The organism is Ensifer sp. Root31 (genome assembly GCF_001424825.1).
Lineage (GTDB): Bacteria > Pseudomonadota > Alphaproteobacteria > Rhizobiales > Rhizobiaceae > Ensifer > Ensifer canadensis.
Genome location: NZ_LMCO01000001.1, coordinates 446,374 through 459,696, shown reverse-complemented (window position 1 = coordinate 459,696; position 13,323 = coordinate 446,374). Strand labels below are relative to the sequence as shown.

15 protein-coding genes are annotated in these 13,323 nt (G+C 62.2%); 12 read left to right on the top strand and 3 right to left on the bottom strand.

Going from position 1 to position 13,323, the window contains the following annotated elements; all coding sequences use genetic code 11:
* Positions 1 to 42: 42 nt before the first annotated feature.
* The 12 genes from rbfA (at position 43) to ASD00_RS02220 (ending at position 10,482) form a co-directional block, all read left to right on the top strand.
* The gene (gene rbfA / locus ASD00_RS02270) at positions 43 to 450 is read left to right on the top strand and encodes a 30S ribosome-binding factor RbfA (protein ID WP_025425490.1); all 408 of its coding nucleotides are present in this window, start codon (positions 43 to 45) and stop codon (positions 448 to 450) included.
* An 8-nt stretch (positions 451 to 458) separates the two neighbouring features.
* Positions 459 to 1,394 (top strand): tRNA pseudouridine(55) synthase TruB, encoded by a 936-nt coding sequence (gene truB, locus ASD00_RS02265; protein ID WP_025425491.1) that lies wholly within the window; start codon positions 459 to 461, stop codon positions 1,392 to 1,394.
* 267 nt (positions 1,395 to 1,661) lie between these two features.
* The gene (locus ASD00_RS02260; protein ID WP_025425492.1) at positions 1,662 to 3,383 is read left to right on the top strand and encodes a sensor histidine kinase; all 1,722 of its coding nucleotides are present in this window, start codon (positions 1,662 to 1,664) and stop codon (positions 3,381 to 3,383) included.
* A gap of 43 nt (positions 3,384 to 3,426) precedes the next feature.
* Positions 3,427 to 3,555 (top strand): hypothetical protein, encoded by a 129-nt coding sequence (locus ASD00_RS42230; protein WP_255569776.1) that lies wholly within the window; start codon positions 3,427 to 3,429, stop codon positions 3,553 to 3,555.
* A gap of 65 nt (positions 3,556 to 3,620) precedes the next feature.
* Positions 3,621 to 3,872 (top strand): SH3 domain-containing protein, encoded by a 252-nt coding sequence (locus ASD00_RS02255; protein WP_025425493.1) that lies wholly within the window; start codon positions 3,621 to 3,623, stop codon positions 3,870 to 3,872.
* 170 nt (positions 3,873 to 4,042) lie between these two features.
* Positions 4,043 to 4,312, top strand: coding sequence for a 30S ribosomal protein S15 (gene rpsO, locus ASD00_RS02250; protein WP_025425494.1), 270 nt, complete (start codon positions 4,043 to 4,045; stop codon positions 4,310 to 4,312).
* Between the two features lie 358 nt (positions 4,313 to 4,670).
* Positions 4,671 to 6,812 carry a polyribonucleotide nucleotidyltransferase gene (pnp, locus tag ASD00_RS02245; protein WP_025425495.1) on the top strand — a complete coding sequence of 714 codons (2,142 nt, stop codon included), beginning with the start codon at positions 4,671 to 4,673 and terminating at the stop codon, positions 6,810 to 6,812.
* Positions 6,813 to 6,895: 83 nt separating this feature from the next.
* Positions 6,896 to 7,912 carry a class I SAM-dependent methyltransferase gene (locus tag ASD00_RS02240; RefSeq protein ID WP_025425496.1) on the top strand — a complete coding sequence of 339 codons (1,017 nt, stop codon included), beginning with the start codon at positions 6,896 to 6,898 and terminating at the stop codon, positions 7,910 to 7,912.
* Positions 7,913 to 8,077: 165 nt separating this feature from the next.
* Positions 8,078 to 8,314, top strand: coding sequence for a hypothetical protein (locus ASD00_RS02235; RefSeq protein WP_057204439.1), 237 nt, complete (start codon positions 8,078 to 8,080; stop codon positions 8,312 to 8,314).
* On the top strand, positions 8,311 to 8,610 hold the full coding sequence (locus tag ASD00_RS41115) for a hypothetical protein (protein ID WP_025425498.1): 300 nt from the start codon (positions 8,311 to 8,313) through the stop codon (positions 8,608 to 8,610). Before ASD00_RS02235 ends, ASD00_RS41115 begins: the two co-directional genes overlap by 4 nt.
* A gap of 147 nt (positions 8,611 to 8,757) precedes the next feature.
* On the top strand, positions 8,758 to 9,672 hold the full coding sequence (locus ASD00_RS02225) for a hypothetical protein (RefSeq protein WP_051509143.1): 915 nt from the start codon (positions 8,758 to 8,760) through the stop codon (positions 9,670 to 9,672).
* Between the two features lie 27 nt (positions 9,673 to 9,699).
* On the top strand, positions 9,700 to 10,482 hold the full coding sequence (locus ASD00_RS02220) for a hypothetical protein (protein WP_128090450.1): 783 nt from the start codon (positions 9,700 to 9,702) through the stop codon (positions 10,480 to 10,482).
* A 112-nt stretch (positions 10,483 to 10,594) separates the two neighbouring features.
* Here the strand turns inward: ASD00_RS02220 and fabI are convergent, their stop codons facing one another.
* From fabI to fabA, 3 genes are read right to left on the bottom strand one after another with little or no spacing between them, the layout of a single operon-like run.
* Positions 10,595 to 11,401 carry an enoyl-ACP reductase FabI gene (gene fabI / locus ASD00_RS02215; protein WP_025425499.1) on the bottom strand — a complete coding sequence of 269 codons (807 nt, stop codon included), beginning with the start codon at positions 11,399 to 11,401 and terminating at the stop codon, positions 10,595 to 10,597.
* Between the two features lie 4 nt (positions 11,402 to 11,405).
* The gene (fabB, locus tag ASD00_RS02210) at positions 11,406 to 12,629 is read right to left on the bottom strand and encodes a beta-ketoacyl-ACP synthase I (protein WP_025425500.1); all 1,224 of its coding nucleotides are present in this window, start codon (positions 12,627 to 12,629) and stop codon (positions 11,406 to 11,408) included.
* A 46-nt stretch (positions 12,630 to 12,675) separates the two neighbouring features.
* A complete protein-coding gene (fabA, locus tag ASD00_RS02205; protein ID WP_025425501.1) occupies positions 12,676 to 13,191 on the bottom strand; it encodes a 3-hydroxyacyl-[acyl-carrier-protein] dehydratase FabA in 516 nt (171 codons plus the stop codon).
* Positions 13,192 to 13,323: the final 132 nt, after the last annotated feature.

Below are 13,323 nucleotides of genomic sequence, written 5' to 3'. Positions count from 1 at the left end.
GGGTTATCCTTCGGCGCTCGCATTTTTTTGAGGTATTGACCAATGACCAGAGCCACATCCTCTGCCCCCTCCCAGCGCATGCTGCGCATCGGTGAACAGGTGCGCGCCGCGATCACGCAGGTTCTACAGCGGGGCGACGTCCGCGATCCCGTGATCGAGAAGACGCTGATCGCGATCTCCGAAGTGCGCATGTCGACCGACCTGAGGATCGCGACCGCCTTTGTGACGCCGCTCGGCGTTCCCAATCATGCTGAGGTCATCGAGGCGCTGAACAAGAACGCCAAGTACATTCGCGGCCGCCTCGGCCCGCATTTGCGCCAGTTGAAGTACATGCCCGAAGTTCGCTTCCGCGACGATACCAGCTTCGACAACTACAAGAAGATCGATGCCCTGCTTCGTTCGCCCGAAGTCAGCCGCGACCTCGATCCGAATACCGACGACGAAGAATAGAAGAGTTCATGTCCAAACCGCGTAAACCCAAGGGCCGTCCGATCTCGGGCTGGCTGATCCTCGACAAGCCGCTCGATTTCGGCTCGACCGAAGCCGTTTCCAAGATCAAGTGGCTGTTCAAGGCGCAGAAGGCCGGCCATGCCGGCACGCTCGATCCACTGGCGTCCGGCATGCTGCCGATCGCTCTTGGCGACGCGACCAAGACCGTCCCCTATGTCATGGATGGCCGCAAGATCTATGAATTTACGGTCGCCTGGGGCGAAGAGCGCTCGACCGACGATCTCGAAGGCCAGGTGACGCATTCTTCGGACGCACGCCCGACCGAAGAGGCGATCCGCGCCCTCTTGCCGAACTATACCGGCGTTATCAGCCAGGTGCCGCCGCAGTTCTCTGCGATCAAGATCGACGGCGAGCGCGCCTACGATCTCGCCCGCGATGGCGAGACCGTCGATATCCCGGCACGCGAAGTCGAGGTGTTCCGCCTGACGCTGCTCGGCGCCGCGCCCAATCTCGCCCAGTTCGAGATCGAATGCGGCAAGGGCACTTATGTTCGCTCGATCGCCCGCGACATGGGCCGCGATCTAGGCTGTTTCGGCCACATCGCTTCGCTGCGGCGCACCTTCGTCGCGCCGTTCGGCGAGGATGACATGGTGCCGCTCGCCGATCTGGTGGCACTCGAAAAGATCGAAGACGAGGACGAGCGGCTGGCAGCCCTCGATGCGTTCGTCATCGAAACCGGCGAGGCGCTGTCCAGCCTGCCGCATATCGCCGTCAGCGACGACCAGGCGCATCGGCTGAAGATGGGCAATCCTATCATCCTGCGTGGCCGAGACGCGCCTCTGGCAACGCCAGAAGCCTATGCGACCACCCGCGGCAAGCTGATCGCCATCGGTGAGATCGCCGAAGGCGAGTTCCGCCCGAAGCGGGTCTTTGCCGTCGGCTGATCGCTTCGATCGCCACATTTGCCTTTGCCGCATCGCTGACGCATGATCCCGCCCAAGGGCTTGGGGCTGCTTCGAAACGGTTCCGTTTCCAGCTCGCAAGCAGGCGCTCGTCGCCCGTTTCGGCCGCCGTCCGGCGGTCATGGCTGCTGCATGATTTTCCGGATCGGCATTGATTTGGAGCGAGGATTATGACGCAGTTTTAAGGTGTTGCGGTGGCCTTCGCGCGTTATATTCGACGCGCGACGCTGTGGTTGAAAGGCGGTGCATTTGGCGCAGGTTTCGCAAGAGGGAAGGGAGACTGCCGTGGGTCGCCTGGCGACAGCTCTCGATTTCGTTCGTCACCGCATGACGCGGCCTTTCCGTTTCTACCTGACTTCGCTGCTGCTGATCGCGATCGTTCCCGCGTTCATCTTTTCGCTCGTGGTGCTGAAGCGCAGCGTCGACGCACAGGAGCAGGTCATCACCGCGCTGCTGCAGGCCTCGACCGGATCGGTGACGCGCATCGTCGAGCGCGATGTCGAGGGAATGCTGACGACGCTGAAGGTGCTGTCGACCGCACCGGCGATGGAGGGCGGCGACATGGAGGCCTTCTATCGCAGGGCCTCGACGGCGCTCGCCGATACCGATTCCTATCTGATCGTCATCGACCGCAAGCACAATCAGCTCATGAACACCCGGGTGCCCTTTGGCACGCCGCTCGCCAAGGCCTCCGATCCCGCCTCCGTCGAGCGGGCCTTCACCAACAATGGTGCGCCGCTGGTCTCGAACGTCTTCTTCGGCCAGACGGCCGAAAAGTGGGTCTTCAACGTTTATTTGCCGGCGAAGCTTCCAACCGGCGAGGAATACCTGCTCGCTCTGACGCAGAACGCCGAGAGCATGGCCAAGGCCGTGAACCGCGAAACGCTGTCGCCCGGCTGGAACGCCGCTCTGGTCGACGGCAACGGCAAGGTCATCATTTCCTCCGACACCGGGGTCAAGGCGGGTGAACCGTTCTTCCTCGACAAGGTGCCGGCGATCAGCATCGGCGTGCGCAACATCACCGAAAACGGTACCGCCTATCGGGTGGCAACGGAGTTCTCCGTCGTGACCGGCTGGCGGATCATCGCCTGGGCGCCGCGCACCACGGTCGATGCGCCGGCCACCTGGTCCTTCCTGTGGCTGTCGCTTGGCGGCATCATCTTTGCCGGCATTGCCATTGCGGGATCGCTGGCGATCGCAAGGCTTCTGTCGCAAGGGGTGAAACTGGTCGCGCTCGACGCACGCCGCCTCGGCGCCGGCGAGCGCATCGAGCCGCGCCCGCATATGATCGCCGAAGTCGAGACCGTATCCGCAGCCCTTGCCAAGGCCGCGGCGTCGCGCACCAAGGCCGAGGGCGAGATCCGCTTCCTGATGCGCGAGGTTGCCCACCGCTCGAAGAACCAGCTGACGGTGATCCAGTCGATGCTGAATCAGTCGGTGCATTCGGCCGAAAGCGTCGCCGACTTCGCGGACTCCTTCCGCAAGCGCATCGCCGGCCTTGCTCGCTCGACAGATCTGATGATTGCCAACGCCGCCCAGGGCGTCGATTTCCGCGAGCTTGCCCAGAACCAGCTGCAGCCGTTCACCCCGGATGATCCCAAGCGTGTGGTCCTGTCGGGCCCGCCCCTAAGGCTCGACACGGAGAGCGCACAAACGCTCGGCATGGCGCTGCATGAACTGGCCACGAACGCCACGAAGTATGGTGCGCTTGCCAATACCACCGGTGTCGTCAAGCTCAGCTGGTCGCTGTCCGACGAGGGCATCGCCGTTCGTTGGCGCGAGGAGGGGGCCGACATCGAGGCGCAGACGAACCCGACCCGCAAGGGCTTTGGAACGCTGGTGCTGGAGCGTATGCTCGGCATGGCGCTGAAGGCCGAATTAGAACGGATCATGCATCCCGACGGCATCGAGTGGCGGATCAACATCCCGCGGAATGCCAAGGGTGGCGAAGGGGACGACGCGGAGCCTTGAGACGCATTCGGTTTTGAACGGTTGGTTTTGAAAAGGGGCAGGAATGCGGGGCTGGACAGGTCGCATCGGCATTCTCTCAGTCGTGTTGAGCCTGATGGCTGCGGCACCCGCCGCCGGCCAGGATGTGGCCTGTGTCGTCTCAGACCCGACCGGCACGCCGCTTACTGCATAATTCCTTAAATCGGATCCGATTTAAGGATAAAATTATGCAGCAGGTCTAAAGCGTTACAGCGTCCTTTGCGCGTCATATTTGACGCGCGGCGCCGTAATGTCCGCACGGAACCGAACGGCCGGATCGTCATGACATTGGCCAATGGCAGCAAGGTTCGCCGGGTCGGCGAACGCCGGCATGCCGGCAGGGGCTGGGCGCTGGTTTCGAGCGTTGCCGGCGAACTCGGATGGGTGTTTGCCGCCTATCTCGACTGTGTCCCGGTTGATGGCGACCAGCTGAAGTCGGCGCCGATGCGCCCGCGACCGTCAGGCAATTGAGAGGCGGCCGGCCATCGCTGAAGAGCCATTTTCATGACCCTTTCCTTTTTCATCCAATTCGGTTATAGGCACGCCAGCAAAAGGCGCATGCCCGTTGCATTCACGGCCGCAGCTGGACGACATCCCGGCTGAAGGCGTCCCTAAATCCTCGAAATCGAAAGGATCATCCGATGTCGATTGCTGCAGAGCGTAAGGCTCAGCTCATCAAGGAATATGCAACCGTTGAAGGCGACACCGGTTCTCCGGAAGTCCAGGTAGCTATCCTGACGGAACGGATCAACAACCTGACCGAACACTTCAAGGGCCACAAGAAGGATAACCATTCCCGCCGTGGTCTTCTCGCGATGGTTTCCAGCCGTCGTTCGCTCCTCGACTATCTGAAAAAGAAAGACGAAGCGCGCTACACCAAGCTGATTGGTGCCCTCGGCATCCGTCGCTAAGCGACTTGCCCGGCGGATCGCATGCGGTCCGCCGGCCTTTTTTATTATGGAGCGCAGAGCGCTCAGGAAATGAACTCTCCGCAAGCGCACTAGGCGCACACAAGGAGAGGTATCCAGCGGGCCGGATGGGCCGGATCCGCGGATCAACCGATGGCCCGTCATGGGGCAGGATTGCAGGATGCTTCGGCGCCTGCTTGCAGAACCCGCTGCAGAGCAGCCAGGTCTTGCAAAGCGGAAAGCGGCCGGTCTCTTTTGAAGCCTCCCGTTGTCTTGCCCGTGATGCGCCATACCAGGCGGTTTTTCGACCACCCGCGCTGCAACAGCCGCGGAAAGGTCTGCCGCACACGAAGGACAGAACATGTTCGATACCCATAAGGTTGAAATCGAATGGGCTGGGCGTCCGCTCAAGCTCGAAACCGGCAAGGTCGCCCGTCAGGCTGACGGCGCCGTTCTCGCCACCTACGGCGAAACCGTCGTTCTCGCCACCGTCGTTTCGGCCAAGTCGCCGAAGCCGGGCCAGGACTTCTTCCCGCTGACCGTCAACTACCAGGAAAAGACCTACGCCGCCGGCAAAATCCCGGGCGGCTACTTCAAGCGCGAAGGTCGTCCGAGCGAGAACGAAACGCTGGTTTCGCGTCTGATCGACCGCCCGATCCGCCCGCTTTTCCCCGATGGCTACAAGAACGACACCCAGGTCATCGTCACGGTCATGCAGCATGACCTCGAAAACAATCCCGACATCCTGTCGATGGTTGCAGCTTCCGCTGCGCTGACGCTGTCCGGCATCCCGTTCATGGGCCCGATCGGCGGCGCGCGCGTCGGCTACATCAACGGCCAGTACGTTCTTAACCCGCATCTCGATGAGATGGACGAGTCGACCCTCGACCTCGTCGTCGCCGGCACGCAGGAAGCCGTGCTGATGGTCGAGTCGGAAGCCAAGGAACTGGCCGAAGACATCATGCTCGGCGCCGTCGTATTCGGCCAGAAGGGTTTCCAGCCGGTCATCGACGCCATCATCAAGCTCGCTGAAGTTGCCGCCAAGGAGCCGCGCGAATTCGAACCGGAAGATCATTCCGCTCTCGAAAACGCCATGCTTTCGCTTGCCGAAGACGAACTGCGCAATGCCTACAAGATCACCGAGAAGGTTGCTCGCTACGTTGCCGTCGACGCTGTCAAGGCGAAGGTAAAGGCGCACTTCCTGCCGGAAGGCATCGAGCCGGCGCATACGCCTGAGGTTATCGGCGCTGTCTTCAAGCACCTGCAGGCCAAGATCGTTCGTTGGAACATCCTCGACACCAAGAGCCGCATCGACGGCCGCGATCTCGAAACCGTACGTCCGATCGTCTCGGAAGTCGGTCTTCTGCCGCGTACCCACGGTTCGGCGCTCTTCACCCGCGGTGAAACCCAAGCGATCGTCGTTGCCACGCTCGGCACCGGCGAAGACGAACAGTACGTTGACAGCCTGACCGGCATGTACAAAGAACGCTTCATGCTGCACTACAACTTCCCGCCCTTCTCGGTCGGTGAAACCGGTCGCATGGGCTCCCCGGGCCGCCGCGAAATCGGTCACGGCAAGCTCGCCTGGCGCGCTATCCGCCCGATGCTGCCGGAAGCCGAGCAGTTCCCCTACACGCTGCGCGTCGTTTCCGAGATCACCGAATCCAATGGCTCGTCGTCGATGGCGACGGTCTGCGGCACCTCGCTCGCTCTCATGGATGCAGGCGTTCCTCTGGCAAAGCCGGTTGCCGGTATCGCCATGGGCCTGATCAAGGAAGATGAGCGCTTCGCCGTTCTCTCCGACATCCTCGGCGACGAAGATCACCTCGGCGACATGGACTTCAAGGTTGCAGGCACCGACGCCGGCATTACCTCGCTCCAGATGGACATCAAGATCGAGGGCATCACCGAAGAGATCATGGGCATTGCGCTCAACCAGGCCAAGGGCGGCCGTCTCCACATCCTCGGCGAAATGGCCAAGGCCATCTCCGAAAGCCGCGGCCAGCTCGGCGAATTCGCACCGCGCATCGAAGTGATGAACATCCCGGTCGACAAGATCCGTGAAGTCATCGGCTCCGGCGGCAAGGTCATCCGCGAAATCGTCGAAAAGACCGGCGCCAAGATCAACATCGAAGACGACGGCACCGTGAAGATCGCTTCTTCTTCGGGCAAGGAAATCGAAGCGGCCCGCAAGTGGATCCACTCGATCGTTGCCGAGCCGGAAGTCGGCCAGGTCTACGAAGGCACCGTTGTCAAGACCGCCGACTTCGGCGCCTTCGTCAACTTCTTCGGCGCCCGTGACGGCCTCGTCCATATCTCGCAGCTTGCCTCGGAGCGCGTTGCCAAGACCACCGACGTCGTCAAGGAAGGCGACAAGGTCTGGGTCAAGTTGATGGGCTTCGACGAGCGCGGCAAGGTTCGCCTTTCCATGAAGGTCGTCGACCAGGCGACCGGCAAGGAAGTTGCTGCAGAAAAGAAGGGTGACGGCGAAGCCGCTGAATAAGCGGTCTCTACCCGAACGCATTCGGGGCGCGGAGCGGATCGCTCCGCGCCCTTTTCTTGTACTGATATCGACGGAAGAAACCGATGAGCCGAGACGCATTGAAGACCCTGTTCCACCCGTTCGAAACCGGGGTTATCGACCCGCCGGGCGAGGGCGAGCGTGTGCTCTTCCTCGGTGCTGAGGCGGGCTACAGGCTGCCCGAGGGCTTCGGGGCGTCGATCGCTTCCGTCCAGCCGCTAAGGCCGCTGTATCGCGCCCTTGAGGCCGAGCGCGCCGACGTGGCGCCTGTGGTCACCGGTGAGGACTACGACGTCGCGCTGATCCTGTGCGGCAAGCACAAGGGTGAAAACGAGGACCGCATCGCCGAGGCGCTGAAGCGCACGCGCGACGGCGCGCTCATCGTCGTTGCCGGCGGCAAGGAAGATGGCATCCAGTCGCTGAAGAAGCGCATCGCCAAGTTCGAATGGGATGGCGATCACCTGCCGAAATATCACGGCGTCGCCTTCTGGTTCACCCGACCGGAAGACGTCACCGACGCTGTTCAGAAACTTGCCAAGGTGCCGGTCCGGGTCGACGGCCTGTTCGCAGCTTCTCCGGGCATGTTCTCGCACGATCGCATCGATGCCGGCTCCGAACTGCTGGCCTCGCGCCTGCCGCGCGACTTCAACGGCCATGCCGCCGATTTCGGCGCCGGCTGGGGCTATCTCGCGGTCAAGCTCGCCGAAGCGTCGCCCGGCACGAAGGGCATCGACCTCTTCGAGGCCGACCACGATGCGCTGGAGGCGGCCCGCGTCAACATGCCGGCAAACGCTCCGCGCATGCCGGCGCGCTTCTACTGGTTCGACCTGACGAGCGAAGAGCCGCGCGACAAATACGATCTCATCGTCATGAACCCGCCGTTCCACGAAGGCCATGCCGCCGAACCGGCGCTGGGCGTGGCGATCATCAAGGCGGCGCACAAGGCGCTGAAGCAGGGCGGCAAGGTCATGCTGGTCGCCAATCGCGGCCTGCAGTATGAGCAGGTGCTCGCCGAGACCTTCAAGGAATATGGCGAGACCTGCCGCAACGCACGCTTCAAGGTTCTCTGGGGCAAGCGCTGAGCCGCAATCGAAGTCAAGCAAGGAGCCGGGTTCGTCGCCCGGCTCTTTCGTTTTTGGGTGTGCGCCTCATCCGTCGGCGTGAAGGCAAAAGATTGCCTGTTGCCATCATCCTTGATCGGGCTCACCATGCTCGCTGCCGATGTGTCTCGTCGAAGGATGGGTGCCATGACGTGGGGAGTGAACAGGCCGCCTTTGACCGAGGATGCGGCCGAAGCCATCGCCAAGGATATAAAGCACGCCGAGGGGCACGGAGCCACCTCGGAAGTGCCCCTGTCGTTCCTGAAGAGCCTCTACCGTCTGCCGCTGGATCCGGCGCGGCGCACGCATACCGGCCTGGTCGTGCTGGCGATCATCGTCGTCCTGCTTGTCCTGTTTCTCTGGCCTGAACCTTTCGGTCCATGACGACGCCCGCAGCCAGTGACGTCGGCGTTGACGCGATCGCCAGCGGAAAAAACCTCTCTTTTCTCACGCTTGTCTCGGAAGGGGCGTCGATACAAGGCGCCCCAGCGGCGCTTTTGAACGGCATTGCCGGTTACGCCCCCTGGAGCGGCTGTGGCGTCGCAAACGTCGGCTATCGAGACAGCCCCGTCGTCCGGAATGGCCCAGCGATCCACGATGTGAGTGCTGTTGCCCTCCGTTTTCGTGTCGTGCTATCGTTGGTGTTATTCCATGACAACGCAACCAGAATTGTCGCCTGACATTTGTTTCGACAGTCACATTTGCCGCATGGATTTTGCGGACTAGACATTTTCTTCAGCCCGGCGCCGGGCGGGGCTGCGAGACTGGAATCCAGCGAAAGCGCTGCGTTCTGATCGACGCTCAAACAGTCGGGATGAGGGACTTCTTTGCTCGGCACGACACTTCTACGCGACGTCTTCCTGCATTCCGTGGCCATTCTCTGTCTGTTGGCCGGGCTCCTGGCCTCAGCCTCGACAGTTCTGGCATCGCCGGCCGGCGGCGCTGACATGCAGTTCTTGGTGGTTCGCAGCAATCAGCCGGGGTGCGAGCCGACATGCCCGGAGTGGATATCGGCCGAGGGGACGATCGTTCGCGAAAGTCCGACGCATCTCAAGAAGCTGCTCAAGGCGATCGGCGACCGCCGCCTGCCGATCGTCGTGACGTCGCTCGGCGGCGACGTCGATGCCGCCATGGTGCTCGGACGGATCATCCGGGCGCGAAAGCTCGAAGTGGCGGTCGGCAAGACGCGCTTCGTCGGTTGTCAGCCGCAGCAGAAGGATTGCCGCGACAATGACGGCAAGGGTGCCCGCCTCATCGGGACTGCCTATTCGGGCGGAGCCTATTGCAACTCCGCCTGCCCGCTGATGCTTGCCGGCGGTGCCCGGCGTGTGGTCGGCCAGTGGGCATATCTGGGCGTTCACCAGATCACCGCTGTCTACGCTCAGGTCCAGACACGGTACCAGGAGAAATATCGGATCGTGAACGGCAGGAAGAAGATAATCAGCAAGAAAGTCGTCAGCCAAAAGAATGTTGGCAACCGCAAGACCTACGAGATGAGCAAGGCGATGGAGCGCGAACTGGCCGCATACCTAGCGGAAATGGGCGTCGGGCGTGCGGTCATCGATCAGATGAAGATCACGCCCGCTGCCGACATGCGCAAGATCGAACCTGTGGCGATGATGGAGATGAAGTTGATCACGCAACTGGGCGGGGTCGAGCTGCTGACCGCGGCCGGGGTCTGCAAGACGGTGCCCGCCTCCGCCAATTGCCGGGTTTTCGTTATGTCGGACCTGAAGCGTTAGACGAGGGGATCTGGGTTGGAGACCGGAATGCGCATATGGAGTTCTCCCGTCGGCTGCGCCACGCCCCGCCTGCGACGAGTAGTGCTGCTGATCTGTCTGCTGGCCGCAAGCCTGTTGATGGAGCGGCCGGCAATGGCGGCTGAGCAGCAGATGCGGTTTGTCGTCGTGCGCTCGAACGAGGTCGGTTGCGAGCCGACATGTCCGGAATGGATTTCCGCCGCAGGCACCATCGGTCCGAAGACGCCGGCACTGCTGAAGGCAACCTTGAAAACGCTCGCAGGCCGCAAGCTACCATTGGTCCTGCGATCGCCCGGTGGCGATATGGCGGCTGCGATGGCACTCGGCCGCCTCATCCGCAAGAGCAAGCTGAGCGTGGCGGTGGGCACGACCATTTTCGTTGGATGTCAGCGAGATCAGAAGAACTGTACCGCAAACGACCGCAAGGCGGCCGAGTATATCGGCAAGGCAGTTTCGCTTGGAGCCTGCTCACAGGCATGTACGCTTGTCCTTGCATCCGGCAATCGACGACTCGCGGGAGAGGGGGCGATCGTCGAAGACATTCCGACGCTAGCCGGAAACGAGGCAGACACCCGGAAACTCGTGGCTTACTACGGTGAAATGGGCGTGCGATACCAGTCCCTGGTCGAACGCCTGCGCAGCGCGGACGGCAATCTCGGCCGCTATCAATTGTCCACGGTGCTGCTGTTGACGAGCGAGCTGCCCGTCGGCCAACTGGTCGATGCGGATATTTGCCGTGGCACGCCTGCGCCCGACAATTGCCGGGTCTTCACCACGATGGATCTGGAATAGCGGCAGGCGCCGGGCGCGGGAGCCAACCAAACTGGAAAACACGCCAACAAAAAAGCCCCGGCGATAACCGCACCGGGGCTCGTCATCTCTGGGCTGTGCCCACCCATCAGCTTTACTCGGCGTCGGCGGTCCTGAGCGCGTCGAGCGCCGGCATCGAGGTGATGTTGTAGCCCGAATCCACGTAGTGGATTTCGCCGGTGACGCCACGCGACAAATCGGAAAGCAGGTAGAGCGCCGAACTGCCGACATCGTCGATGGTGACGGTGCGGCGAAGCGGCGAATTCTTCTGCTGCCAGGAGAGCATGGCCCGCGCATCGGAAATGCCGGCGCCTGCAAGCGTGCGGATCGGGCCGGCAGAAATCGCGTTGACGCGGATGCCGCGCACGCCGTAGTCGGCCGCAAGATAGCGCACGGAGGCTTCGAGAGCCGCCTTGGCAACGCCCATGACGTTGTAGTTCGGCATCACCCGCACCGAGCCGCCATAGGTCAGGGTCAGCATCGAGCCGCCGTCGTTCATCAGTTCGGCGGCGCGCTTGGCGATCTCCGTGAAGGAGAAGCACGAGATCACCATGGTGCGGCTGAAGTTGTCGCGCGTCGTGTCGGCGTAGAGGCCCTTCAGCTCGTTCTTGTCGGAAAAGCCGATGGCGTGGACGATGAAGTCGAGCTTGCCCCAGCGTTCCTTGATGGCCGAGATGACCGTATCGACGGAAGCGATGTCCTCGACGTCGCAAGGCAGCAGAAAGTCGGAGCCGACCTCGGCCGCCAGCGGCTTCACGCGCTTGCCAAGCGCTTCACCCTGGTAGGTGAAGGCCAGTTCCGCGCCCTGCGCTGCCAGCGCCTTCGAGATGCCCCAGGCAATAGAGTGGTTGTTGGCCACACCCATGATGAGGCCACGCTTTCCATTCATCAGTCCCGTCATGGTGTTATCCGTTGTAGCGCTGGAAGACGAGCGTTGCGTTGGTTCCGCCGAAGCCGAACGAATTGGAAAGAACCGTATCGATCTTGGCGTTGTCGATGCGCTTGCGCACGATCGGCACACCATCGAATTCCGGGTCGAGTTCGCTGATATGGGCGCTCTCGCCGATGAAGCCACCCTGCATCATCAGGAGACCGTAGATCGATTCCTGGACGCCGGCAGCGCCGAGCGAGTGGCCGGTGAGCGACTTCGTCGACTGGATGTGCGGGATCTTCGCGCCGAACACTTCGCGGATGGCGCCGATTTCCTTGCTGTCGCCGACCGGGGTCGACGTGCCGTGCGTGTTGATGTAGTCGACGTCGCCCTTCACGGTCGACAGCGCCTGGCGCATGCAGCGCATCGCGCCTTCGCCTGATGGGGCGACCATGTCGTAGCCGTCAGAAGTCGCGCCGTAGCCGACGATTTCGGCGTAGATCTTGGCGCCGCGCGCCTTGGCATGTTCCAGCTCTTCGAGCACCAGCACGCCGGCACCGCCGGCAATGACGAAACCGTCACGGCTGACGTCATAGGCGCGCGATGCGGTCGACGGCGTGTCGTTGTACTTGGAGGACATCGCGCCCATGGCATCGAACAGGTTGGACATCGTCCAGTCCAGGTCCTCGTGGCCGCCGGCGAACATCACGTCCTGCTTGCCCCACTGGATCATCTCCGCGGCATTGCCGATGCAATGGGCAGACGTCGAGCAGGCCGACGAGATCGAGTAGTTGACGCCGTGGATCTGGAACCAGGTCGCAAGCGTGGCCGAAGCCGTCGACGACATCGCCTTCGGCACGGCAAACGGGCCGATGCGCTTGGGGCTCACGTTCTTGCGGGTCGTGTCCGCCGCCTCGACGATCGTGCGGGTGGACGGACCACCCGAGCCCATGATGATGCCGGTGCGCTCGTTGCGGGAAATGACCGCTTCCTCGAGGCCGGAGTCGGCGATCGCCTGCTTCATGGCCACGTGGTTCCACGCGCCGCCCTGCGACAGGAAGCGCATGGCGCGCCGGTCGACGAGATCGCTCGGATCGAGCGTCGGTGCGCCCCAGACCTGGCACTTGAAGCCGTTTTCGGCGAAATCGGAAGAAAACGTGATGCCCGATTTGGCGTCGCGCAGCGATGCCGTGACTTCGTCGGCATCATTCCCGATCGAGGAAACGATCCCGAGGCCCGTGACAACAACCCGTCTCATGGTAATGACCTTTTCTTTATCTCATTCGGTGCGGAGAACCCGCGGCTTAGTCGGTCTTTTCCTTCGACAGACCGACACGCAGGTCGGTTGCCTGGTAGATGGTTTCGCCGTCGGCCTTCAGCCAGCCATCGGCAGTGCCGAGCACGAGGCGACCGCGCATGACCCGCTTGAAATCGATTCCGTACTCGAGCAGCTTGGTATGGGGGCGAACCATGCCCTTGAACTTCACTTCGCCGGTTGACAGCGCCATGCCGCGCCCCGGTTCGCCGAGCCAGCCCAGGAAGAACCCGGTCAATTGCCACATGCCGTCGAGACCGAGGCAGCCGGGCATGATCGGGTTGCCCTGGAAATGGCAGGGGAAGTACCAGTCATCAGGGCTCACGTCATACTCGGCGCGAATGAAGCCCTTGTCGAAGGCGCCGCCCGTCTCGGAGATTTCCGTGATGCGATGGACCATGAGCATGGGCGGCAGCGGCAGCTGCGCGTTGCCGGGGCCAAACAGTTCACCTCGGCCGCAGGTCAGGATTTCCTCATAGCTGAAGCTGGATTGCCTGGTCGTCATCAATGGTTGTTTCCCCGAGTAACATAAAGTGTTGTCAGACCTGCTTTAGAGCAAGTTCGCTGTGAAATGAAGCGCACCGATGGCCGTTTTCGAAGTTTCCGACGTCGGCGTCGCCCATTTCGATTGCGATAT

Excerpts from the sequence above, each read along its gene's own strand:
- truB (WP_025425491.1), top strand. The coding sequence starts at position 459 with ATGTCCAAACCGCGTAAACCCAAGGGCCGTCCGATCTCGGGCTGGCTG.
- rbfA (WP_025425490.1), top strand. The coding sequence starts at position 43 with ATGACCAGAGCCACATCCTCTGCCCCCTCCCAGCGCATGCTGCGCATC.
- fabB (WP_025425500.1), bottom strand. The coding sequence starts at position 12,629 with ATGAGACGGGTTGTTGTCACGGGCCTCGGGATCGTTTCCTCGATCGGG.
- pnp (WP_025425495.1), top strand. The coding sequence starts at position 4,671 with ATGTTCGATACCCATAAGGTTGAAATCGAATGGGCTGGGCGTCCGCTC.
- rpsO (WP_025425494.1), top strand. The coding sequence starts at position 4,043 with ATGTCGATTGCTGCAGAGCGTAAGGCTCAGCTCATCAAGGAATATGCA.
- fabA (WP_025425501.1), bottom strand. The coding sequence starts at position 13,191 with ATGACGACCAGGCAATCCAGCTTCAGCTATGAGGAAATCCTGACCTGC.
- ASD00_RS02220 (WP_128090450.1), top strand. The coding sequence starts at position 9,700 with ATGCGCATATGGAGTTCTCCCGTCGGCTGCGCCACGCCCCGCCTGCGA.
- ASD00_RS41115 (WP_025425498.1), top strand. The coding sequence starts at position 8,311 with ATGACGACGCCCGCAGCCAGTGACGTCGGCGTTGACGCGATCGCCAGC.
- fabI (WP_025425499.1), bottom strand. The coding sequence starts at position 11,401 with ATGACGGGACTGATGAATGGAAAGCGTGGCCTCATCATGGGTGTGGCC.
- ASD00_RS02235 (WP_057204439.1), top strand. The coding sequence starts at position 8,078 with ATGACGTGGGGAGTGAACAGGCCGCCTTTGACCGAGGATGCGGCCGAA.
- ASD00_RS42230 (WP_255569776.1), top strand. The coding sequence starts at position 3,427 with ATGCGGGGCTGGACAGGTCGCATCGGCATTCTCTCAGTCGTGTTGAGC.
- ASD00_RS02240 (WP_025425496.1), top strand. The coding sequence starts at position 6,896 with ATGAGCCGAGACGCATTGAAGACCCTGTTCCACCCGTTCGAAACCGGG.